At 71.4% G+C, this 23,427-nt stretch carries 16 protein-coding genes; 9 read left to right on the top strand and 7 right to left on the bottom strand.

The genetic code is table 11. The features are described 5' to 3' along the window. Positions 1–214 precede the first annotated feature (214 nt). Entirely contained in the window at positions 215–907 is a 693-nt protein-coding gene (hpf, locus tag ACFV5H_RS28450) for a ribosome hibernation-promoting factor, HPF/YfiA family (RefSeq protein ID WP_385057427.1), read from the top strand. Between the two features lie 202 nt (positions 908–1,109). Next, positions 1,110–1,856: a response regulator transcription factor gene (locus ACFV5H_RS28445; RefSeq protein WP_085573989.1), complete on the top strand. Its 747-nt coding sequence runs from the start codon at positions 1,110–1,112 to the stop codon at positions 1,854–1,856. Between the two features lie 12 nt (positions 1,857–1,868). Here the strand turns inward: ACFV5H_RS28445 and ACFV5H_RS28440 are convergent, their stop codons facing one another. Together ACFV5H_RS28440 and ACFV5H_RS28435 are read right to left on the bottom strand one after the other, a co-directional pair. Beyond that, positions 1,869–3,056, bottom strand: a complete 1,188-nt coding sequence (locus ACFV5H_RS28440) for a winged helix-turn-helix domain-containing protein (protein WP_385197855.1) — start codon at positions 3,054–3,056, stop codon at positions 1,869–1,871. A 49-nt stretch (positions 3,057–3,105) separates the two neighbouring features. Beyond that, positions 3,106–3,675 (bottom strand): GNAT family N-acetyltransferase, encoded by a 570-nt coding sequence (locus ACFV5H_RS28435; protein WP_385057431.1) that lies wholly within the window; start codon positions 3,673–3,675, stop codon positions 3,106–3,108. A gap of 280 nt (positions 3,676–3,955) precedes the next feature. On the opposite strand from ACFV5H_RS28435, the gene secA reads away from it, so the two are divergent. Next, complete coding sequence (secA, locus tag ACFV5H_RS28430; RefSeq protein WP_385057433.1) at positions 3,956–6,802, top strand: preprotein translocase subunit SecA; 2,847 nt, start codon at positions 3,956–3,958, stop codon at positions 6,800–6,802. Between the two features lie 70 nt (positions 6,803–6,872). On the opposite strand, the gene ACFV5H_RS28425 is transcribed toward secA, so the two are convergent. Continuing rightward, positions 6,873–7,298, bottom strand: coding sequence for an Rv3235 family protein (locus ACFV5H_RS28425; protein ID WP_385057435.1), 426 nt, complete (start codon positions 7,296–7,298; stop codon positions 6,873–6,875). A gap of 325 nt (positions 7,299–7,623) precedes the next feature. Here ACFV5H_RS28425 and ACFV5H_RS28420 point away from each other — a divergent pair, with 325 nt between their 5' ends. The 5 genes from ACFV5H_RS28420 to ACFV5H_RS28400 all read left to right on the top strand — a co-directional run bounded on the left by ACFV5H_RS28420 (position 7,624) and on the right by ACFV5H_RS28400 (position 16,630). Beyond that, a complete protein-coding gene (locus ACFV5H_RS28420) occupies positions 7,624–7,758 on the top strand; it encodes a hypothetical protein (RefSeq protein WP_385197853.1) in 135 nt (44 codons plus the stop codon). A gap of 438 nt (positions 7,759–8,196) precedes the next feature. Further along, the gene (locus tag ACFV5H_RS28415) at positions 8,197–8,703 is read left to right on the top strand and encodes a DUF6912 family protein (protein WP_385057436.1); all 507 of its coding nucleotides are present in this window, start codon (positions 8,197–8,199) and stop codon (positions 8,701–8,703) included. A 46-nt stretch (positions 8,704–8,749) separates the two neighbouring features. After that, entirely contained in the window at positions 8,750–9,421 is a 672-nt protein-coding gene (locus ACFV5H_RS28410; protein ID WP_385057437.1) for an HAD family hydrolase, read from the top strand. A 592-nt stretch (positions 9,422–10,013) separates the two neighbouring features. Then, complete coding sequence (locus tag ACFV5H_RS28405) at positions 10,014–14,960, top strand: NAD-glutamate dehydrogenase (protein WP_385197851.1); 4,947 nt, start codon at positions 10,014–10,016, stop codon at positions 14,958–14,960. A 125-nt stretch (positions 14,961–15,085) separates the two neighbouring features. Continuing rightward, positions 15,086–16,630, top strand: a complete 1,545-nt coding sequence (locus ACFV5H_RS28400; protein ID WP_385197849.1) for a hypothetical protein — start codon at positions 15,086–15,088, stop codon at positions 16,628–16,630. Between the two features lie 187 nt (positions 16,631–16,817). Here ACFV5H_RS28400 and ACFV5H_RS28395 read toward each other — a convergent pair whose 3' ends face one another. The 4 genes from ACFV5H_RS28395 to ACFV5H_RS28380 all read right to left on the bottom strand — a co-directional run bounded on the left by ACFV5H_RS28395 (position 16,818) and on the right by ACFV5H_RS28380 (position 22,526). Continuing rightward, complete coding sequence (locus ACFV5H_RS28395; RefSeq protein ID WP_385197847.1) at positions 16,818–18,482, bottom strand: glycosyltransferase family 2 protein; 1,665 nt, start codon at positions 18,480–18,482, stop codon at positions 16,818–16,820. After that, positions 18,479–20,671, bottom strand: a complete 2,193-nt coding sequence (locus ACFV5H_RS28390; RefSeq protein ID WP_385197845.1) for a CDP-glycerol glycerophosphotransferase family protein — start codon at positions 20,669–20,671, stop codon at positions 18,479–18,481. The genes ACFV5H_RS28395 and ACFV5H_RS28390 overlap by 4 nt, the downstream gene beginning before the upstream one ends. A 90-nt stretch (positions 20,672–20,761) precedes the next feature. Beyond that, complete coding sequence (locus ACFV5H_RS28385; RefSeq protein ID WP_385197843.1) at positions 20,762–21,601, bottom strand: ABC transporter ATP-binding protein; 840 nt, start codon at positions 21,599–21,601, stop codon at positions 20,762–20,764. After that, positions 21,594–22,526 carry an ABC transporter permease gene (locus tag ACFV5H_RS28380; RefSeq protein WP_385197841.1) on the bottom strand — a complete coding sequence of 311 codons (933 nt, stop codon included), beginning with the start codon at positions 22,524–22,526 and terminating at the stop codon, positions 21,594–21,596. The genes ACFV5H_RS28385 and ACFV5H_RS28380 overlap by 8 nt, the downstream gene beginning before the upstream one ends. Before the next feature lie 145 nt (positions 22,527–22,671). Here ACFV5H_RS28380 and ACFV5H_RS28375 point away from each other — a divergent pair, with 145 nt between their 5' ends. Then, positions 22,672–23,298 (top strand): TetR/AcrR family transcriptional regulator, encoded by a 627-nt coding sequence (locus tag ACFV5H_RS28375; protein WP_383354907.1) that lies wholly within the window; start codon positions 22,672–22,674, stop codon positions 23,296–23,298. The last annotated feature ends 129 nt before the right edge of the window (positions 23,299–23,427 follow it).

Below are 23,427 nucleotides of genomic sequence, written 5' to 3'. Positions count from 1 at the left end.
GTTCGGTTGTGAGGGAAAGGCGCAGGCCACACCTCTCGAATCCGATTGCCGTGTTGCGGGTTTTTCGTCATCACCCGTGCCGGTGAAGTGGAGATCTCGCCCATGGGGGAGGAGGTGGACGTCACCGAGTCCGAGGTTCCGGACGTCACCGGAATCTGGTGCAAAAGGGAGACGCTCCGCACCGAGGCGGAGTGATCCGGGAACGGAGTTCTGCGTGGACATCGTCGTCAAGGGCCGCAAGACCGAGGTGCCCGAGCGGTTCCGGAAGCACGTGGCCGAGAAGCTGAACCTGGAGAAGATCCAGAAGCTCGATGGCAAGGTGATCAGCCTCGACGTCGAGGTGTCCAAGGAGCCCAACCCCCGACAGGCCGACCGCAGCGACCGGGTGGAGATCACGCTCCGCTCCCGCGGTCCGGTGATCCGGGCGGAGGCAGCGGCGAGCGATCCGTACGCGGCGCTCGACCTGGCAGCGGAGAAGTTGGACGCCCGGCTGCGCAAGCAGCACGACAAGCGATTCTCGCGGCGCGGTGCGCGCAGGATCTCGGCCGCCGAGGTCCCCGACCACGTCCCGGGCGTGGCGACACTCAACGGGGCCGGCGCGGGCTCCGTCACGGAAGAGCGGGAAGCCGTCCCCACCAAGAAGATCGGCTCCCTGGAGGTCCAGGGCGACGGACCGCTGATCGTCCGTGAGAAGACCCACGTGGCGGCGCCCATGACACTCGACCAGGCGCTCTACGAAATGGAGCTGGTCGGGCACGACTTCTATCTGTTCATCGACTCCGAGACCAAGGAACCCAGCGTCGTCTACCGGCGGCACGCCTACGACTACGGCGTGATCCACCTCAGCACGGACACGATGGTCACCCAGACGCAGTCCCCCGAGGCGGGTGGGACGCTCGGCGGCTGACCCGCCGCGTGACGGCCGAGCCGGTGCCCCTGGTGCGCGTGTGCGCCCCCAGGGGCACCGGTGTGCGCCCACTCGGCGCGCACACCGGCACCCCGGTGACAGCTGGGCATGGAATCATGGCTGCAACGGCCCAACCGGTGGGCCGCTGCCTTGGGTTGGCGATGGTCAGGACCACAGGCCACAGCCTTCAGGGGGAGGAACGATGGCGGACAGCTTCGGACCGATGCGTGACGGGGACGCCGACGACGGCGTCGTCGGCATGGGCCCGGACGCGGACACACCACGCAAGGAGCCGATCAGAGTCCTTGTGGTGGACGACCACGCGCTGTTCCGCCGCGGACTGGAGATCGTGCTCGCGGCCGAGGAGGACATCCAGGTCGTCGGCGAGGCGGGGGACGGCGCGGAGGCGGTGGAGAAGGCGGCCGACCTGCTGCCCGACATCGTCCTGATGGACGTGCGAATGCCCAAGCGGGGCGGGATCGAGGCGTGCACCTCCATCAAGGAGGTCGCCCCCAGCGCGAAGATCATCATGCTGACGATCAGCGACGAGGAAGCCGATCTCTACGACGCCATCAAGGCGGGCGCGACCGGTTATCTCCTCAAGGAGATCTCCACGGACGAGGTGGCCACCGCCATTCGCGCGGTGGCCGACGGACAGTCGCAGATCAGCCCGTCCATGGCGTCGAAACTGCTCACCGAGTTCAAGTCGATGATCCAGCGCACCGACGAGCGCCGGCTGGTGCCCGCGCCCCGGCTGACGGACCGTGAACTCGAAGTCCTCAAGCTGGTGGCCACGGGAATGAACAACCGCGATATCGCCAAGGAACTGTTCATCTCCGAGAACACCGTGAAGAACCACGTGCGCAACATCCTGGAGAAGCTCCAGCTGCATTCCAGGATGGAGGCGGTGGTCTACGCGATGCGGGAGAAGATCCTCGAGATCCGGTGACGGCGCCCCGCGTCAGGCCAGGGCCCGGGCGAGCTCCAGGGTGAGGGCCTCGCGCAGCTCCGGTGCGTCGACCCGCTCCACGCTCACGTCAGTGCAGTCCACCCAGCCCGCCGCCTCCACCAGGGCCCGGGCCACGGCGGGGACCGCCTTGCGGCCGTCCAGCGTGACCTGCTTGGCCACCAGCGTGCGGCCCTCACGGGCCGGGTCGACCCGGCCGACGAGCCGGCCGCCCGCGAGGACGGGCATCGCGAAGTAGCCGTGCACCCGCTTGGACTTGGGCACGTAGGCCTCCAGACGGTGGGTGAAGCCGAAGATCCGCTCCGTGCGCGCCCGCTCCCAGACCAGGGAGTCGAACGGGGACAGCAGCGTCGTACGGTGCCGGCCGCGCGGCGGTGTCGCCAGGGCCGCCGGATCGGCCCAGGCCGGCTTGGACCAGCCCGCCACCGTGACCGGGACCAGGCCCGAGCCGTCGATCACCGCGTCGACCTGATCGCCCCTGAGGCGGTGGTAGTCGGCGATGTCCGCGCGCGTACCCACGCCGAGGGACCGGCCGGCCAGGCGGACCAGACGGCGCAGGCACTCGGCGTCGTCCAGCTCGTCGTGCAGCAGTTCCGTGGGGATCGCCCGCTCGGCGAGGTCGTAGACCCGCTTCCAGCCGCGGCGCTCGACGCACACCACCTCGCCGTACATCAGGGCGCGCTCGACGGCGACCTTGGTGCCGGACCAGTCCCACCACTCGCTGGTGCGCTTGGCGCCGCCCAGCTCCGTGGCCGTCAGGGGGCCCTCCGCGCGGAGCTGCTTGATCACCTGGTCGTAGGTGCCGTCGGGGAGCTCGTGGTTCCAGTGCGGGCGGGCGCGGTAGGCGCGGCGGCGGAAGGCGAAGTGCGGCCACTCCTCGACGGGGAGGATGCACGCGGCGTGCGACCAGTACTCGAACGCGTGCGGCGGCCGGTCCGCCTCCTTCCAGTACGCCTCCTCCACGGTCCGGCGTCCCACGGAGCCCAGACGGGCGTACGGGATGAGCTCGTGGGAGCGGGCGAGGACGGAGATGGTGTCGAGCTGCACCGCGCCCAGATGACGGAGGACGCCCCGGACGCCCGAGCGGTGGTCAGGGGCGCCGAGGAATCCCTGGGCCCGCAGGGCGATGCGGCGGGCCTCGTCTGCCGTCAGTTCCGTGGTCGGGCGCGGAAGGGTCGTCATACGTCCGCACGATAGAGGGCGGCACTGACAACGGCGGCGGGCCCGGGGCTCATCCCTGCCCGGGAACGTAGGGCGCCGTGGAGGGAAGTCCCAGGTCGGACGGGAGCAGGGAGCCCACCCAGCCGTCCCGCAGCACTCCCTTGTTGTTGAGCGAGGAACGCAGGACGCCCTCGATGGTGAAGCCCGCGCGCTCCGCCACCGCGCGGGAGGCGGTGTTGCCCACCTCCGCGCGCCACTCCACGCGGTCGACCGACATCCGGGTGAAGGCCCAGCGGGAGACGGCGAGGGCGGCCTCGGTGATGTAGCCGTTGCCGCGGTGCTCCTTCGCGCACCAGAAGCCGATCTCGCCCGTCCCCAGGGAGCGCATGGTGATGCCGAGCATGCCCGTGAGCTCCCCGGTGGGCAGGAAGACGCCGAAGGTGAACATCGAACCGCCTGCCCACCCGTCGGGAGCGATCTGCTCCGTGAAACCCCGCGCGTGCTCCGGAAGGTACGGGGAGGGGATCGTGGTCCAGCGCTGGATGTCCGGATCCTGGCAGATCGCGTACACGGTGTCGGTGTCCTGCGGGCCGACCGTGCGCAGCAGGAGGCGGTCGGTGGTGAGCGTGACGGGGTCCATCGGCCGATTCTGCTCGCGCGGGGGTGAACGGCGCCATCCCTTTCGCGGTGCGTGAGGTGATGATCACCCTTCGCGCAATTCGCCGGTGTGAGGCGGCACCATCCGAGGGGCCCGGACGTTCTCCTTTTGAGGCAGCCGTGAAACGGATAGGAAGCAGCCGACGGTCACCCTCGTGGCAGGCCTCCCGGCGTGGCGGGGTCCTCGCATACGATGGCCGTTGCTCAGTCAGTGAAATGGAAACCGACCGTCCCAGGCCCGACCGGCAAGGAGACCAACCCCCGTGTCCGTCCTCTCGAAGATCATGCGTGCAGGCGAAGGCAAGATCCTGCGCAAGCTGCACCGCATCGCGGACCAGGTCAACTCCATCGAAGAGGACTTCGAAGGCCTCTCCGACGCCGAGCTGCGGGCCCTCACCGATGAGTACAAGCAGCGGTACGCCGACGGTGAGAGCCTGGACGACCTGCTCCCCGAGGCGTTCGCCACCGTCCGCGAAGCCGCCAAGCGCGTCCTGGGCCAGCGGCACTACGACGTCCAGATGATGGGCGGCGCCGCCCTGCACATGGGCTACGTGGCCGAGATGAAGACCGGTGAGGGCAAGACCCTCGTCGGCACCCTGCCCGCGTATCTGAACGCCCTGTCCGGTGAGGGCGTCCACATCATCACGGTCAACGACTACCTGGCCGAGCGCGACTCCGAGATGATGGGCCGCGTCCACCGCTTCCTCGGCCTGAGCGTCGGCTGCATCCTCGCCAACATGACGCCGGCCCAGCGCCGCGAGCAGTACGCCTGCGACATCACCTACGGCACGAACAACGAGTTCGGCTTCGACTACCTGCGCGACAACATGGCGTGGTCCAAGGAGGAGCTCGTCCAGCGCGGGCACAACTTCGCCATCGTCGACGAGGTCGACTCCATCCTCATCGACGAGGCCCGTACGCCGCTGATCATCTCCGGTCCGGCCGACCAGGCCACCAAGTGGTACGGCGACTTCGCCAAGCTGGTCAAGCGCCTCAAGCGCGGCGAGCCCGGCCAGCCGCTCAAGGGCATCGAGGAGACCGGCGACTACGAGGTCGACGAGAAGAAGCGCACGGTCGCCATCCACGAGTCCGGTGTCGCCAAGGTCGAGGACTGGCTGGGCATCGACAACCTGTACGAGTCGGTGAACACCCCGCTCGTGGGCTACCTGAACAACGCCATCAAGGCCAAGGAGCTCTTCAAGAAGGACAAGGACTACGTCATCATCGATGACGAAGTCATGATCGTCGACGAGCACACCGGCCGTATCCTCGCCGGCCGCCGCTACAACGAGGGCATGCACCAGGCCATCGAGGCGAAGGAAGCGGTGCCGATCAAGGACGAGAACCAGACCCTCGCCACGATCACGCTGCAGAACTTCTTCCGTCTCTACAAGCGCCACGACCACGACGGCAAGGAGCAGCCGGGCCTGTCCGGCATGACCGGTACGGCGATGACCGAGGCCGCCGAGTTCCACCAGATCTACAAGCTCGGTGTGGTGCCCATCCCGACCAACCGGCCGATGGTCCGCAAGGACCAGTCGGACCTGATCTACCGCACCGAGGTCGCCAAGTTCGAGGCGGTCGTCGACGACATCGAGGAGAAGCACCGCAAGGGTCAGCCGATCCTCGTCGGCACGACCTCGGTGGAGAAGTCCGAGTACCTCTCGCAGCAGCTCAGCAAGCGCGGCATCCAGCACGAGGTGCTGAACGCCAAGCACCACGAGCGGGAGGCGTCGATCGTCGCCCAGGCCGGCCGCAAGGGCAGTGTCACCGTGGCCACCAACATGGCCGGCCGTGGTACGGACATCAAGCTCGGCGGCAACCCCGAGGACCTCGCCGAGGCGGAGCTGCGTCAGCGCGGTCTCGACCCCGAGGAGCACATCGAGGAGTGGGCGCACGCCCTGCCCGAGGCCATCGAGCGGGCCGAGGCGGCGGTCAAGGCCGAGAAGGAAGAGGTCGAGAAGAACGGCGGCCTGTACGTCCTCGGCACCGAGCGGCACGAGTCGCGGCGCATCGACAACCAGCTGCGCGGTCGTTCCGGCCGTCAGGGCGACCCGGGCGAGTCCCGCTTCTACCTCTCGCTCGGTGACGACCTGATGCGGCTGTTCAAGGCGCAGATGGTCGAGCGCGTGATGTCCATGGCGAACGTGCCGGACGACGTGCCGATCGAGAACAAGATGGTCACGCGCGCGATCGCGTCCGCGCAGTCGCAGGTGGAGACGCAGAACTTCGAGACGCGCAAGAACGTCCTGAAGTACGACGAGGTCATGAACCGGCAGCGCGAGGTCATCTACGGCGAGCGGCGCCGTGTCCTGGAGGGCGAGGACCTGCAGGAGCAGATCCAGCACTTCATGGACGACACGATCGACGCCTACGTCCAGGCGGAGACCGCCGAGGGCTTCCCCGAGGACTGGGACCTGGACCGGCTGTGGGGCGCGTTCAAGCAGCTGTACCCGGTGAGTGTCACCGTCGAGGAGATGGAGGAGGAGGCCGGTGACCGTGCCGGTCTGACGGCCGAGTTCATCTCCGAGTCCATCAAGGACGACATCCGCGCGCAGTACGAGTCCCGTGAGACGCAGCTCGGTTCCGAGATCATGCGTGAGCTGGAGCGCCGGGTCGTGCTGTCGGTCCTGGACCGCAAGTGGCGTGAGCACCTCTACGAGATGGACTACCTCCAGGAGGGCATCGGCCTGCGCGCGATGGCGCAGAAGGACCCGCTGGTCGAGTACCAGCGCGAGGGCTTCGACATGTTCTCCGCGATGATGGACGGCATCAAGGAGGAGTCCGTCGGCTATCTGTTCAACCTGGAGGTCCAGGTCGAGCAGCAGGTCGAGGAGGTCCCGGTCGAGGACGTCAAGCCGGTGGCCGACCTGGAGAAGCAGGACGCGGTGCCCGCGCAGGCGGGGCCCCGTCCGGAGATCCGGGCCAAGGGGCTCGACGCCCCGCAGCGGCGGAACCTGCACTTCTCCGCGCCGACGGTGGACGGCGAGGGCGGCACCGTCGAGGGAGACTTCGCCGCCGACGACGAGCCGGTGCGCTCCGAGGCGGACGGCCTCACGCGCGCGGAGCGCCGCAAGCAGGCGCGGGGCGGGCGTCGCCGCAAGAAGTGAGCGGACTGTGAGAGGCCGAGGGCCGGACACCTCCTGGGGTGTCCGGCCCTCGGGCTTTTCGCGGGTGCGCTCAGCGGGTGTCCGCGCGGTGCGCCCGCGGGCCGCCCAGCTCCACGGCGGTGCAGCGCCAGCGCAGATCCCGGCCCTGTTCCAGCCGGAAGGCCATGGCGCGCAGCCTGTCCCCGGCCCCGATCCGGGCGAACGCCTCGATGGCGCCCTCGCGCGGCTCGAACCAGCCGATGTCGCGTACGACGGGGCGGACACCCCGGGTACGCAGTGGCCCGCGCTCGGCGAGCCGGATCAGCTCGTCGTAGGCCTGCCCGGCGGTGTGGCGCAGCATCGCGTGCACGGGGCGCTGCCCGCTGAGAACGGCGAGCAGCAGCTCGGCGAAGCGGTCGGTGGGCCCCGGCTGGGGGACGACGGGACGGAGGGGAGGCCGGTCGGTGACGCGCGGGCGGGCGCCGGCCGCCTCCCGGGCGCCCCGTGCGGACGGCACCGGCGAAACGGCCCGCCGGCCCGCACGGCCCGGTGGACGGTTGTCGGCGGGCCGGGTCGGAAGAGCCGCGGCAGCCGGCCGACGCCCACCGGGGGAGGAGGCGGAGACGGCTCTGCCGGTGGGGATACGGGGCGGGGCGGTACCCGTGGGGGACGGCAGGCCCCCGTCGGGGGACGAGGTACGTGCGGTGCTCCGTGGGGGAGTGGTGGTGCCCGGACGGCCTTGGCCGGTGGGAGTGGTGGATGCGGTCCTGCGCGAGTCCGTGCGGGGTGCAGTGGTGACCGCGCGGGAGGGTCGGCTTCCGTCGGGGAGTGAGGTGCGTGCGGTGCTTCCTGGGGGTGTGTGGGGTGTGGTGGTGCCGATGGTGGGCGAGTGGTCCTGGGCGGTGGGAGTGGTGGATGCGGTCCTGCGCGAGTCCGTGCGGGGTGTGGTGGTGTCCGTGGGGGACGAGGCTTCGTAGGGGGAAGCGGTCGGTGTGGGCCGGTCCGCGGGAGTGCGGGGTGGTGCGGCGGCTGTGGGGCGGCGGGAGCCTCGGCGGGTGGGGGGACGGTGGGCGGGGCGGTGTTGGGTTCTGGTCATGACCTTGTGCATGGGGGACCCCGTTCGAGGGGCCCGGTACGGCCGGGGGGTCGTACCGGGCGGTAACTTCCTGGTTGAGGATCTTGTACGGGGGTGTGCGGTGCGGTGGCAAGGAGGCGGAGAGCGGGCCGGAAGGGCCGGGGAATTCACCTATCAGGGTGGTTCAGGGGGCATCGGTCCCATGATCACGCGGGCGTGCCGGGTGAATTCCCGGACGTGAGTGGACGCGGCCGAGGGTGTGGGCGGGGACTCGATGGGGGACGCCCGCACGTATCCTGAAGGCTCCTTCGGAGCTCCGATCACACGAAAGCGGCCGACCATGCGTGTCTACGTCCCCCTGACCCTCCCCGGGCTCGCCGAGGCGTACCGGACGGGTGCGCTGGGCGACGGGCCGTTCCTCGCGTACGCCGTGACGCCCGCGCTGCGCGAGTGGTACCTCTCCGACGACATCGAGGAGCTGGAGTACGCCGCGCTCAGCCGCGCCGCGCTGGCCTCCCTGCGGCTGCTGGCGGCGGACGCCGGTGCGCCGCGGCGCCGGGTCGTGGTCGCCGTGGACGTGTCCGACGACGCCGCCTCGACCGACCCCGACCGGGGCCTCGACCCGGCCGCCCTCGGTGAGGTGCGGGTCGCCGGCGCCGTACGGCTGGCCAAGGCGGCGGCGGTGCACGTGGACGCGGCGGACGCGGAGGCGGACGTGACGGCCGCCGCCGGGGCGCTGCCCGCGGCGGACGGCGGGGACGACGACGCGCAGTACACGGTGGACGGCGCGGAGGACCACGAACTGCTCTGGTACGCCACCCAGGAGATCCCCAACCTGGTGGGCTGACCTGCGGGTCTCCTCATTGTCAGTGGGGACGGGTACGTTTTCGGGCATGGGGATGCACACGGACGCGCACATCGTCTGGGACTGGAACGGCACGCTGTTCCACGACGTCGACGCGGTCATCGGGGCGACGAACGCGGCCTTCGCCGAGCTGGGCCTGGAGCCGCTCACGCTGGAGCGGTACCGGGAGCTGTACTGCGTGCCGGTGCCCAGGTTCTACGAGCGGCTGATGGGGCGGCTGCCCAGCGCGGCCGAGTGGGAGCTGATGGACTCCACCTTCCACCGCCACTACACGGAGCACCATGTGCGGTGCGGGCTCGCCGAGGGCGTGGTGGAGCTGCTGACGGGGTGGGCGTCGGCCGGCCGCAGCCAGTCCATCCTCAGCCTGTACGGGCACGAGGACCTGGTCCCGCTGGTGAAGGGCTTCGGGATCGAGGCGCACTTCATACGGGTCGACGGGCGGACCGGACCCTCCGGGGGCGGCAAGGCGGAGCACATGGTGCGCCACCTCCGCGCGCTGACCGGGATCGACCCGGCGCGCACGGTGGTGATCGGCGACGCGGCCGACGACGCGCTGGCCGCACAGCACGTGGGAGCCCGCGCCGTCCTGTACACCGGCGGCTCCCACGGCCGCGCCAGCCTGGAGACGGTGGGCGTCCCGGTGGTGGACACCCTGCGGGAAGCCGTCGCGGAGGCGGAGCGGCTGGCGGCTGCGGCCTGACGTCGACGTGGCCTCGGGCCCCTGTAGCGGGTGCCGGGGTAGGGCTGGGCGGGGGTTGTGCGCAGCCCGGCGCTTGTGAGGTGCCGCTGCGCCCACCCGTGCCGCCCCAGCGGCACGACTGCCCGCAGTTGCGGCGGTGCGACCGGCCGCAGCTCTGTCGGCGCACTGTGCAGAACGTCAAAGTTCACGGCCTGGTTTTGTACACATACGGCTCATGACGGGGGGCCTGTAAGGAGAGATAGCCTTGGTGGCGTGATCAGCGCGATAGCTCGCGGGGACCTCGGCGTCCCTGCTGTGCGCCCGGAGAACACGGACGACATCCGTGACCGGGCGACGGTCGCTGGTCTTCGCGGGCGGCACGGGGCCAAGAGGGCACCCGGGACGCGGCGCACCTCCCGGGGAAAGGCGTCGCAGAGAGCGACGTCACACCCGTCGGACGCGTCGAATTCGACCGAGAAGCCCCCGCTCCTCTCACCTCACGGCATAGCGTCGGCACAGACCGGACACCCCGTGTCGTACCACCGCACCACGAGGTCGGAGACCGTACTTCCTTCTACGTCACGCAACGGCGCGCGACAGGAGCCAGAGGACCATGCAGACCAAGCTGGACGAAGCCAAGGCCGAGCTGCTCGAGAGGGCGGCCCGGGTAGCTGAGAACAGCCCGGCCGGGGGGAAACTGCCGACTGGGACGACGGACAAGGGCATGCCCGACCGGGACACCGTGCTCGAGTTCCTCCAGCGCTACTACCTGCACACCGCCCCGGAGGACCTGAGCGACCGCGACCCGGTCGACCTCTTCGGAGCCGCCTACTCGCACTACCGGCTCGCCGAGAGCCGCCCCCAGGGCACGGCCAACGTCCGCGTCCACACCCCGACCGTCGAGGAGAACGGCTGGACCTGCAGCCACTCCGTCGTCGAGGTGGTCACCGACGACATGCCCTTCCTGGTCGACTCCGTCACCAACGAGCTGACCCGCCAGGGCCGCGGCATCCACGTCGTCATCCACCCGCGGTTCGTGGTCCGCCGGGACGTCACCGGCAAGCTGATCGAGGTGCTCACCACCTCGCCCGGCGGCGACCTCCCGCACGACGCGCGCGACCTTCCGCACGACGCGCACGTCGAGTCCTGGATCCACGTGGAGATCGACCGCGAGACCGACCGCGGCGACCTCAAGCAGATCACCGCCGATCTGCTGCGCGTGCTCTCCGACGTCCGCGAGGCCGTCGAGGACTGGGGCAAGATGCGCCAGACCGCGACCGCGCTGGCCGAGGCGCTGCCCGGCGAGCCCGTCCCCGCCGACCTGCCCGCGCCGCAGGTCGAGGAGGCCCGCGAGCTGCTGCGCTGGCTCGCCGACGACCACTTCACCTTCCTCGGCTACCGCGAGTACCGGCTGCGCGAGGACGACTCGCTGGCCGCCGTCCCCGGCACCGGCCTCGGCATCCTGCGCTCCGACCCGCACCACGCCGACGACGAGAGCCACCCGGTCAGCCCGTCCTTCGAGCGGCTGCCCGCCGACGCCCGCGCCAAGGCCCGCGAGCACAAGCTGCTGGTGCTGACCAAGGCCAACAGCCGGGCCACCGTGCACCGGCCGTCGTACCTGGACTACATCGGCGTCAAGAAGTTCGACGCGGACGGCAACGTCGTCGGTGAGCGCCGCTTCCTCGGACTGTTCTCCTCCGCGGCCTACACCGAGTCCGTGCGCCGGGTGCCGGTGATCCGCCGCAAGGTCGAGGAGGTCCTGGAGCGCGCCGGCTTCTCGCCGCACAGCCACGACGGGCGCGACCTGCTCCAGATCCTGGAGACCTACCCGCGCGACGAGCTGTTCCAGACCCCGGCCGACGAGCTCCGGTCCATCGTGACGTCGGTGCTCTACCTCCAGGAGCGCCGCCGGCTGCGGCTCTACCTGCGCCAGGACGAGTACGGGCGCTACTACTCCGCCCTCGTCTACCTGCCGCGCGACCGCTACACCACCGGCGTCCGGCTGCGGATCATCGACATCCTCAAGGAGGAGCTCGGCGGCATCAGCGTCGACTTCACCGCCTGGAACACCGAGTCGGTCCTCTCCCGGCTGCACTTCGTGGTCCGCGTCCCGCAGGGCACCGAACTGCCCGAGCTGTCCGACGCCGACAAGGAGCGCATCGAGGCCCGGCTCGTCGAGGCCGCCCGCTCCTGGGCCGACGGCTTCGCCGAGGCGATGAACGCCGAGTTCGGCGAGGAGCGCGCCGCCGAGCTGCTGCGCCGCTACTCCGGCGCCTTCGCCGAGGGCTACAAGGCCGACCACTCCCCGCGCGGCGCCGTCGCCGACCTGGTGCGCCTGGAGGAGCTCGGCGAGGAGCGCGACTTCGCGCTCAGCCTGTACGAGCCGGTGGGCGCGGGCGCCGAGGAGCGCCGCTTCAAGATCTACCGCAAGGGGGAGGCCGTCTCCCTGTCCGCGGTGCTGCCGGTGCTCCAGCGGCTCGGCGTCGAGGTCGTCGACGAGCGGCCGTACGAGCTGCGGTGCGCGGACCGCAGCGTGGCCTGGATCTACGACTTCGGTCTGCGGATGCCCAGGAGGGCCGGCGCCGACCACCTCGGTGACGACGCCCGTGAGCGGTTCCAGGACGCCTTCGCGGCGACCTGGACCGGCAAGGCGGAGAACGACGGCTTCAACGCCCTCGTGCTCAGCGCCGGACTGACCTGGCGGCAGGCCGTGGTGCTGCGGGCGTACGCCAAGTACCTGCGCCAGGCGGGCTCCACCTTCAGCCAGGACTACATGGAGGACACCCTCCGCCACAACGTCCACACCACCCGGCTGCTCGTCTCCCTCTTCGAGGCGCGGATGTCGCCGGACCGGCAGCGCGCCGGGTACGAGCTGGTGGACGCGCTGCTCGAAGAGGTCGACGCCGCCCTCGACCAGGTCGCCTCGCTCGACGAGGACCGCATCCTGCGCTCCTTCCTCACGGTCATCAAGGCGACGCTGCGCACCAACTTCTTCCAGGAGACGAGCGGCGGCGTGCCGCACGACTACGTCTCCATGAAGTTCGACCCGCAGGCCATCCCGGACCTCCCGGCGCCGCGCCCGGCGTTCGAGATCTGGGTGTACTCGCCGCGCGTCGAGGGCGTGCACCTGCGCTTCGGCAAGGTCGCGCGCGGCGGTCTGCGCTGGTCGGACCGTCGGGAGGACTTCCGTACGGAGATCCTCGGCCTGGTCAAGGCGCAGATGGTGAAGAACACCGTCATCGTGCCGGTCGGCGCCAAGGGCGGCTTCGTCGCCAAACAGCTCCCCGACCCGGCCGTGGACCGCGACGCCTGGATGGCCGAGGGCATCGCCAGCTACCGGACGTTCATCTCGGCGCTGCTCGACATCACCGACAACATGGTGGCCGGCGAGGTCGTGCACCCGGCGGACGTCGTCCGGCACGACGAGGACGACACCTATCTCGTCGTCGCCGCCGACAAGGGCACCGCGAAGTTCTCGGACATCGCCAACGAGGTCGCCGAGTCGTACAACTTCTGGCTCGGTGACGCCTTCGCCTCCGGCGGCAGCGCGGGCTACGACCACAAGGGCATGGGCATCACCGCGCGCGGCGCCTGGGAGTCCGTGAAGCGGCACTTCCGGGAGCTGGGCGTGGACACCCAGACCCAGGACTTCACGGTCGTCGGCATCGGCGACATGTCCGGTGACGTGTTCGGCAACGGCATGCTGCTCAGCGAGCACATCCGCCTGGTCGCCGCCTTCGACCACCGGCACATCATCATCGACCCGAACCCCGACGCGGCCGTCTCCTACGCCGAGCGCCGCCGCCTGTTCGAGCTGCCGCGCAGCTCCTGGGAGGACTACGACACGGGGCTGCTGTCGGCCGGCGGCGGGATCTTCCCGCGCAGCGCCAAGTCCATCCCGGTCAACTCGCAGATCCGCGAGGCCCTCGGCATCGAGCCGGGCGTCACCAAGATGACCCCGGCCGACCTGATGAAGGCGATCCTCAAGGCACCGGTGGACCTGCTGTGGAACGGCGGCATCGGCACGTACGTCAAGGCCTCCACCGAGTCCAACGCCGACGTCGGCGACAAGGGCAACGACGCCATCCGCGTCGACGGCAAGGACCTGCGGGTCGAGGTCGTCGGCGAGGGCGGCAACCTGGGCTGCACCCAGCTCGGCCGGATCGAGTTCGCGCTGCACGGCGGCCGGATCAACACCGACGCGATCGACAACAGCGCCGGTGTGGACACCTCCGACCACGAGGTGAACATCAAGATCCTGCTCAACGGTCTCGTCAAGGACGGCGACATGACCGTGAAGCAGCGCAACAAGCTGCTCGCCGGGATGACCGACGAGGTCGGCCGGCTGGTGCTGCGCAACAACTACGCGCAGAACACCGCCATCGCCAACGCGCTGGCGCAGTCGAAGGACATGGTCCACGCCCAGCAGCGGTTCCTGAAGCACCTGGTGCGCGAGGGCCTGCTGGACCGGGCCCTGGAGTTCCTGCCCACCGACCGTCAGATCCGCGAGCGGCTCTCCTCCGGGCAGGGCCTGACCGGACCGGAGACGGCCGTGCTGCTGGCGTACACGAAGATCACGGTCGCCGAGGAGCTGCTGGCCACCTCGCTGCCCGACGACCCGTATCTGAAGGTGCTGCTGCACGCCTACTTCCCGACGGAGCTGCGCGAGCAGTTCCTCGACCGGATCGACACCCACCCGCTGCGCCGTGAGATCACCACGACGGTGCTGGTCAACGACACGGTCAACACGGGCGGTACGACGTATCTGCACCGTCTGCGCGAGGAGACCGGCGCTTCGCTGGAGGAGATCGTCCGGGCGCAGACCGCGGCCCGCGCGATCTTCCGCTCCTCGGTGGTGTGGGACGGGGTCGAGGCGCTCGACAACACGGTCGACGCGGACGTCCAGACCCGCATCCGGCTGCACTCGCGCCGGCTGGTGGAGCGCGGTACGCGCTGGCTGCTCAACAACCGGCCGCAGCCGCTGGAGCTCGAGGAGACGGTGTCGTTCTTCGCCGAGCGGGTCGAGCAGGTCTGGGCGCAGCTGCCGAAGCTGCTGCGCGGCGTGGACCTGGACTGGTACCAGCGGATCTACGACGAGCTGAGCGGCGCCGGGGTCCCGGACGAGCTGGCCACCCGGGTCGCCGGGTTCTCCTCGGCCTTCCCGACGCTGGACATCGTGTCGGTGGCCGACCGGATGGGCAAGGAGCCGCTGGACGTCGCCGAGGTGTACTACGACCTCGGTGACCGGCTGCGCATCACCCAGCTGATGGACCGCATCATCGAGCTGCCGCGCGCCGACCGCTGGCAGTCCATGGCCCGCGCGGCGATCCGCGAGGACCTGTACGCGGCGCACGCGGCGGTGGCCGCGGACGTGCTGGCGGAGGGCAACGGCTCCTCGACGCCGCAGCAGCGCTTCACGCAGTGGGAGCAGAAGAACGCGGCGCTGCTGGGCCGGGCCCGTACCACGCTGGAGGAGATCCACGGCTCCGACGCGTTCGATCTCGCCAACCTGTCGGTGGCGATGCGGACGATGCGGACGCTGCTGCGGTCGCACTCGTAGGCGCAGGTGCACGAGGGCGCCCCGGGCCGTGTCGGGTCCGGGGCGCCCTCGTGTCGTTGTGGTGCCTTGGGTGGGTGTTGACGGGCATCCGGTGCGGGGTCGCCGTTCCGGGCAATGGTTTATGTGTGACTGTCCGATTCTCGTCGTCCGCTCCGCCGGGGAGGGCCGGTGCGCGCCGTGCCGCGGTCCGGACGGCGGGTGCCGGCCGGACCGCGGCCCTGGCTGTCGTCGGACTCGTTCTCGTCCTGATGGTCCTGGTGATCGTGCGGCTCCCGTGGGTCGGCGACCTGGGCATGCACGCGGCGACCGTGCAGCGGCTGCGGCACAGTCCGCTCGACCCCGGCAATCCGCTGGTCGACGCGGACACGCCGAGCCCGTACTACTCGCCGTGGATGCTGCTGCTCGGCGTCGTCGCCCGAATACCGGGTCTTTCGGTGTTCGTGGTGCTGCGGCTGGCCGCCGTCGCCGGACTGGCGCTGCTGGTGACGGGTGTATGGCGGTACGTGCGGACGCTGAGCGCGCACCGGGCCGCGCCCGCGCTCGCCCTGCTGGGCCTGCTGCTGCTGTGGGGCACGACGCCGCTCCTGTGGAGCGGCTTCCCGGGGCTGCACTCGCTCGCGCTGACGGTGTCGTATCCGAGCACCTTCGCGCTCGGGCTCGCCTTTCACTTCTGGGCGTGGCTGACGGGAGCGCTGCGCCGGGAGGCCGGGTGGGCGGTGTGGCTCGGGCTGGGGGCGCTGTGGGGGGTGATCCTGCTCTGCCATCAGTTCTCGGGGGTCGTGGCCACGGTGGGGGCCGTCGCCACGGTGCTCGCGGCGGGGCGGGCCGGGCGCGTGGTGTGGCTGCGGCTCGGCGCCGGGGTGGTGGTGGGGGCGGTGGTGTTGTGGGTGTGGCCGTACTACGACTTCTTCGCGCTGTTCGGCGCGGCGGGGGGTGGGCTGGATGCGGTGCACCGGGAGCTGTACGGGCATCCGGTCGCGCGGTTCGGGCTGGTGCTGCTCGGGGTGGCCGCGCTGGTCCCGCGCGCGCGGCGGGACCGCCGGGATCCGCTGGTGGTCTTCTTCGCGCTGGGGGCGCTCGTCGTCGCGGCGGGGTGGCTGAGCGGCCACTACTCCTGGGGGCGCGCCCTGCCCGCCGCGCTGATCCCGGCGCAGCTCGCGGCGGCGCTGGAGGCGGTCGGGGCGGTCGGGGCGGTCGGGGCGGGGGGCCGGTGGCTGCGGGCCGGCTGGACGGCCCTGCTGGCGGGAGCGCTGCTGCTCGGCGGGTGGGCGCAGGCGGGGGCACTGGGGTACGTGGTGCCGCGCGGTGCGCTGCCGGCGGTGGTGGAGGACCGGTACCGGGTGCCGTGGGCGGGGTACCACTGGATCACGCCGTGGGTGCGGTACGGGGATGTGGTGATGGCGGAGGGGCGGGCGGCCCGTCAGATTCCGGCGTACGGGCCCTACACGGTCGCTCCGGGGTATCCCGACTTCTTCCTCCCGGACGAGGAGCGGCGGGTGGCGGTCACGGAGGCGTACTTCGGGGAGCGGACGCCTCCGTCCGTGCGGCGGGGGATGGAGCGGGAGTACGGGGTGCGGTGGGTGGTGGACCGGACGGGGGGTCTGGAGGGCGACGGGCTGCGGGTGGTGGCGCGGGGGCCGGAGGGGGAGGCGCTCTATGCGGTGCCCTGAGCCGTTGCGGTGGCGGTTCTGGTTTGTTTCGCCCCCGCCGCCCCTTCCCGTCCCGTTCCCCGGGGGCTCCGCCCCCGGACCCCCGCTCCTCAAACGCCGGAGGGGCTGAGTTCAGCCGGACGGACTGAGTCCAGCCGGAGGGGCTGAGTTCAGCCGGACGGACTGAGTCCAGCCGGACGGACTGAGTTCAGCCGGACGGGCTGAAGACGCTCGCCACCAGGCGGGCCGCTCGGCGTACCCGGGGGACGGCCGCGCGGCGGGCCGCCGGGTGCAGCAGGCTCGCCGTGAGGCCGACCGGGCGCCAGCGGAGTTGGAGGCGGCCCGGGTCGTGGCCCTCGGGTTCGACGGTGAGGTGGTGGTGGGGGACGTGGGCGGTCAGGGGTGGGAAGGTCAGGGGGGCCAGGAGCAGGCCTCGGTTGTCGTGGCCCCGGCAGGTCAGTCGGACCAGGGGGTGACGCACCCCGGTGAAGCCGCTCAGCGGGAGGCGTGCGGTCGCCGGGTCGAGACGGACGCGGCCCTCGAAGACACCGGGGCGGACCGGGGAGAGACGGAAGGGGACGGTCAGGCGGCGACGGCCGGGGGAGAGGAGCAGGCTCGCGCGCTGGGGGCCGACCGGGAGGCGCAGGGCCGGGTCGTACGTGCGTACGGTCAGGTCGACGGAGGCGCCCGGGCCCCGAGTGAGCTCCGTGATCTCGTGGCGGAACCTGGCGACGGAGAACGGGCAGGTGTCCGGCTCCAGCTCGGTCAGGTCCAGTTCGCGGCGGGCGCCCGCCGACCCGGGGACCCGCCCGCCCCAGTACGTACGGCCGTCCGGGCCCGTGGTCAGCTCCCTCGGGGCGACATCGTGCCCCAGCCCCCGGGCGGCCCACCGGACCTCGGTCAGCCGCCGGTCGCGGACGAGCTGGAGCACCACCCGCTCGGCGCGGGGCAGCCGGGCGTACGCGCCCGGCGACAGCGTCTCCAGGTACGGGTTCACCAGGTCCGCGAAGGACGCCAGCCACTCCTCGTCCCGGTAGGGCAGGTCGCCCGCGTACATCCGGAAGTCGTGCTTCAGGAACTTGTGGTCCTTGTCCTCGCGCAGCCCCTCGTGCCCGCTCTCCGCCAGGAAGGCGTCGATCAGCCGCTGCACGTGGATCCGGTCGCGGACGTTGCCGATCAGATGCCGCTGGTTGGAGATGGACGCGGCGTCGGAGCCCGCGTACGGGGCGACGTACCAGAGGTACACCGGCTCCGGGACGATCGTGAACCGCTTCGCCAGGCAGTACGCCTGGGCCGAGAAGAGCTGGTCCTCGTAGTGGATGCCCTCGGGGAAGCGCAGGTCGTGCCGGTCGAGGAAGGCGCGGGCGTACATCTTGCCGGTCGACAGGTGCTCGAAGAACAGCCGCGGGTCGGCCTCGATGCCGTCCAGGGTGCGGCGTTCGCGCACGAGGTGCGGCATCCAGGTGGAGCGGCGGCCGGTGTCCACCCGGATCCGCCGCACCGCGCCCATCGCGAAGTCGAGGTCGCGCTCGCGGTGCGCGGCGAGCAGCGAGGCGACCGACTCCGGCGGGAGCTCGTCGTCGCTGTCGAGGAACATCAGGTACGGCGCCCGCGCGATCTCCAGGGCGCGGTTGCGCGGCGCGCTGCACCCGCCGCTGTTCTCCGGCAGCCGCAGACACCGGATACGGCCGTCGCGGGCCGCCAGCGCCCGCGCCACCCGGGGGGTGTCGTCCGTGGAGTGGTCGTCGCTGATGACGATCTCGATGTTCCGGTGGGTCTGGCGGCGTACGGACTCCACCGCGCGGGGGAGCCGTCGGGCGTCGTTGTGCACGATCACCGTGACGGTGACGTCGGGGAGCCGCGAGGTGTTCATGACGCCTCCTCGGGGGTGGGTGCCGGGGTGCGTTCCCCGATCGGCAGCACCGGCGGCAGCGACGCCTCGTCCTGGCCGAGGAAGACCCGGCGTACGACGCGTTCGGCGGCGCGGCCGTCGTCGTACTCGCAGAACCGGCGCCGGAAGACGGCCCGCGCCTTCGCCGCGCTGTCGTCGCGCCAGGCGTCGGTGGTGAGGATCCCGGTCAGCTCGTCCTGGGTGCGGGCCACCGGGCCGGGCGCCTCGGCCATCAGGTCGAAGTAGACGCCGCGCGTGGTGCGGTACGTCTCCCAGTCGTCGGCGTGGACGACGATCGGGCGGTCGAGGTTGGCGTAGTCGAACATGATCGACGAGTAGTCCGTGACCAGGACGTCGGCGGCCAGGCACAGCTCCTCCACCGGGTCGTAGGACGAGACGTCCACGATGCGGCCGGAGCGGCGCAGGCCGGTCAGGGGGGAGGCGGCACCGTCGTAGAAGTAGTGGCCGCGCACCAGCAGCACGGTGTCCTCGCCGAGCCGTTCGGCGAGGGCGGCGAGGTCCAGGCGCGGGGTCCAGCCGGCCTCGTAGTCGCGGTGCGTGGGCGCGTACAGGACGGCCCGGCGGCCGGGCGCGATGCCGAGGCGCGCGCGGACCGCGCGGACGTCGTCGGCGCCGGCCGTGTAGTAGACGTCGTTGCGCGGATAGCCGTGGTCGAGCGAGACGAACCGTGCCGGGTACGCCCTCTCCCACATGCGGGTGGTGTGACTGTTGGCGGAGACGCTGAAGTCCCACTTGTCGACGCGTTCCAGCAGCGCGTCGAAGTCCAGGCCCTGGGCGGCGGCCGGGAACGGCATCTGGTCCACGCCCATGCGCTTGAGCGGGGTGCCGTGATGGGTCTGGAGGTGGACCGCGCCGGGGCGTTTGACCACGGCGTTCGGGAAGTTGACGTTGTTGACGAGGTACTTGGCGGTGGCGAGCACCTCCCAGTAGCGGCGGGTGCCGGGGACGACGTGGTCGGTGCCGGGCGGGAGCAGGGCGGCGTTCTCACCGGTCACCACCCACACCGGGTGGATGTGCGGGGCGAGTTCGGCGAGCTTCGCGGCGATCGCGGCCGGGTTGCAGGCGACCCCGCGGTTCCAGTAGGCGGCGAACACCGCCAGGTGGGGGTCGACGGGGCGGTGCAGGGCCCGGCGGTACCGGAGGTCACGGACCTGTGTGCCGAGACGGCGCCGGCCGGTGCGCACCGTGGACCGCACGGTGCGGCGGGCGCGGTTGGCGGCCTGGAAGGCGCGGTACTTGCCGTAGGCGCCCTCTTCGAGCAGGGAGCGGCGGACGCCTTCGAGGCCGGCGGGGCGCCGGTGGCCCTCGGGGCGGCGGCGCAGGGCGGCGACCGAGGCCCGGTGGAAGAACTCCCGGGCCACGTCCTCGGGCATGTCGCCGCGGGTGAAGGCGCGCAGGCAGTCACGGACCATGATCTCGTAGAGCACGGTGTAGACGGCGGGGCGTTCGCGGGCCAGGTCGAGGAGGCTCTCGTAGCGGTCGACGAGCGCGTAGTGCTGTGCGGGGGTGAGCGGCGGGAGGGCGGCGGGGCGGGGCCGGCGGTCCTCGTGGGCGATGTGCGGCAGGGCGGCGACGCGGCCGGCGAGCAGCAGGGCGGCGAGGGCCGCCCGCGGTTCGTCGTCGGTGGTGAGCTGTTCCTCGTGCGCCCGCCAGAAGCCGGTGCGCAGGACGCGGGTGCCGAGCAGCGGGGTCAGGCGCAGCAGGTAGGCGCTGTCGTCGAGGGCGAGGTCGGCGCGGCCCGCGCGGGCGAGCAGGGGGCCGTCCGCCGAGGAGGTCCCGGAACCGCGCCAGGTGCTGCGCAGGTGGTCCAGGAGCAGGACGTCCACGGCGGCGGGGAGCCCGGCGACCCGTTCGGCGACGGTACGGGTGCTGCCGGGCGGCAGGCCGTCCTTGGCGCGGACGAAGTGCAGCCAGCGGCCGGCGGCCCGTGCCGCCCCCGCCGCCCTGGCCGTCGCGTCGGACGTGCCGTCGGGCAGGGGCAGCACCTGGACGTGCGGGGCGTGCCGCCGGGCGGTCTCGCGGGCCCAGTCGCCGACGGCGGCGACGACGACCTCGGTGTCCGGGAGGGGGTGGGCGGCGAGGGAGTCGAGCAGGCCGGTCAGGTGGTCCTGCGTGTTCGGCCCGTGGACGATGACGCTCAGCTCGGGCATCGCGGGCTCCTTCGGCTGCTTGTCGCTCCGGACGGTCCTCTTCGGTCATATTGGCATCAATACGATGAAGAGGGCGCGCGGGCGTGGGCCTCAGGAGGGCACCGCCACCGCCTTCGGCTGAGGCTGCGGCTTGCGGGCCTTGGCCGTACCTCCGGTGAACGCCTCGTACTCCTTGAGCACGTCCTCCGTCGGCCCGTCCATCAACAGCTCGCCCCGCTCCAGCCAGAGCACGCGGTCGCAGGTGTCGCGGATCGACTTGTTGTTGTGGCTGACCAGGAACACCGTCCCCGCCCGCTCGCGCAGCTCCCGGATGCGGGCCTCGGAGCGCTTCTGGAAGGAGCGGTCGCCGGTGGCCAGCGCCTCGTCGACGAGGAGGACGTCGTGGTCCTTGGCGGCGGCGATGGAGAAGCGCAGCCGGGCCGCCATGCCGGAGGAGTAGGTGCGCATCGGCAGGGTGATGAAGTCGCCCTTCTCGTTGATCCCGGAGAAGTCGACGATCTCGTCGTAGCGTGCGCGGATCTCCTCGCGGGACATGCCCATGGCGAGCCCGCCGAGGTGGACGTTGCGCTCGCCGGTCAGGTCGCGCATCAGGGCCGCGTTGACGCCGAGCAGGGAGGGCTGGCCGTCGGTGTAGATACGGCCGTTCTCCACCGGGAGCAGCCCGGCGACGGCCTTGAGCAGGGTCGACTTGCCCGAGCCGTTGGTGCCGATGAGGCCGATCGCCTCGCCCCGGTACGCCACGAAGGAGACCCCGCGCACGGCGTGCACCTTGCGCACACCGGACGCCTTCTCGGTCTGCTTGCGGCGCAGCATGCGGTTGAGGGCGGCGGTGGCGGAGCCGCGTCCGGCGCCGGTGCCGTTGACCCGGTAGACGATGTCGACGCGGTCGGCGACGACCGTGGGGATCTTGTTGTCGCTGCTGTCAGCCACGGCCGTATTTCTCCTCTGCCTTCCAGAAGTACACGAACCCGATCACGCCGGCCAGCAGCGCCCAGCCCACCGCGAACGCCCACACGTGCGGGGGCAGGTAGGAGGAGCCGTACTCGTCGATCATCGCGAAGCGGACCAGGTCCATGTAGACCGCCGCCGGGTTCCACTGCAGGACGTCGGCGAGCCAGGTGGGAACGTCCTTGTCGTGCAGCATCGCCGGGATGCTGAACATCACGCCGGACGCGTACATCCAGGTGCGCAGCACGAACGGCATCAGCTGGGCCAGGTCGGGCGTCTTGCTGCCCATCCGCGCGAAGACCAGCGCGAGCCCGGTGTTGAACACGAACTGCAGCAGCAGCGCGGGGACGACGAGCAGCCACGACAGGGCGGGCAGGCTGCCGGAGGCCACCATGACGACGACCAGCACGATCATCGAGAACAGCAGCTGCTGGAGCTGCTGGAGCGCGAAGGAGACGGGCAGTGAGGCTCTGGGGAAGTGCAGGGCCCGCACCAGCCCCAGGTTCCCGGAGATGGCCCGCACCCCGGCGAGGACCGAGCTCTGGGTGAAGGTGAACACGAACACGCCCGTCACCAGGAACGGCACGTACACATCCTTCGGGATGCCCCGGTTGGCACCCAGCAGCAGGCCGAAGATGAAGAAGTACACCGCCGCGTTCAGCAGCGGGGTCGCCACCTGCCACAGCTGGCCGAGCTTGGCCTGGCTGTACTGGGCGGTCAGCTTCGCCCGGGAGAAGGCGAGGATGAAGTGCCGCCGGTCCCAGAGCTGACGGACGTACTCCGCCAGGGACGGCCGGGCGCCGCTGACCGTGAGGCCGTGCCGGGCGGCGAGAGCCGCGAGGTCGCCCTCGGGGGGTGGTGTCGGGGCGCCCGGTGCGGGGGGCGGTGTGTGGAGGACCTGACTCACATCCGGCGCTTTCGCTAGAGGGAGGGGGTGGCGACGGGCCGGCCATACGTCGGAACGGGACCGTATCGTCGCAACGGGAGCGTAAGTCGAAAGAACGTCGGAACGCAACCGTTTCGTCGTGACGGTGGCGGCCTATGCTGTCCGCATGACGACGAACGCCGACGAGCCCCAGCCGCGTCCGCGCCGCAGGGCCCCCGCCGGGGCCGCCGTACTGCGCCAGGACGTGACGGAGGCGATCCGGGCGGCCGTCTTCGAGGAGCTGGCCGCGGCCGGCTACGCACGGATGTCGATCGAGGGGATCGCGCGCCGCGCGGGCGTCGGCAAGACCGCGGTCTACCGCCGCTGGCGCTCCAAACTGCACCTCGTCCTCGACCTGGTCTCCGCGATCGCCGTCCAGGGCCTGCCCGCGCCGGACACCGGCTCCCTGGAGGGCGACCTGCGCCTGCTGTACGAGGTCACCTCCCGCGCCCTGCGCCACCCCGTCGCCTCGCAGATCCTCCCCGACCTCCAGGCCGAGGCCGCCCGCAACCCGGACATCGCCGAGGCCCTGCAGAAGGCGCTGCGCGAGGGCCAGGACGGGGTCGCCAAGGGCATCGTCACGGCGGCACAGGAACGCGGCGACCTCCGCCCCGGCGCCGACCACGCCCTGGCCCTCGACCTGATCTCGGGCCCCCTGTACTGGCGCTCGGTGGTCATCCGCAGCCCGAAGCTGCCGAAGGGGTACCTGGAGGCGCTGACGCGGGCGACGGCGGAGGCGCTGAAGGCGCTGTGAGGGTGACCGACCGGGTGACGGCCGAGGGCACCGTCACCCGGTCGGTGCCCGGCCCTTCCCGCGGTGCCCGGGCCGCCGCTCGGCGGCACACGATCACGTGCGGGGCCACGCGCCCCGAGCCGGCCTGCC

It is taken from the genome of Streptomyces sp. NPDC059787, from assembly GCF_042732315.1.
GTDB classification, from domain to species: domain Bacteria; phylum Actinomycetota; class Actinomycetes; order Streptomycetales; family Streptomycetaceae; genus Streptomyces; species Streptomyces atrovirens.
This window is presented reverse-complemented; position numbering and strand designations above follow the sequence as displayed.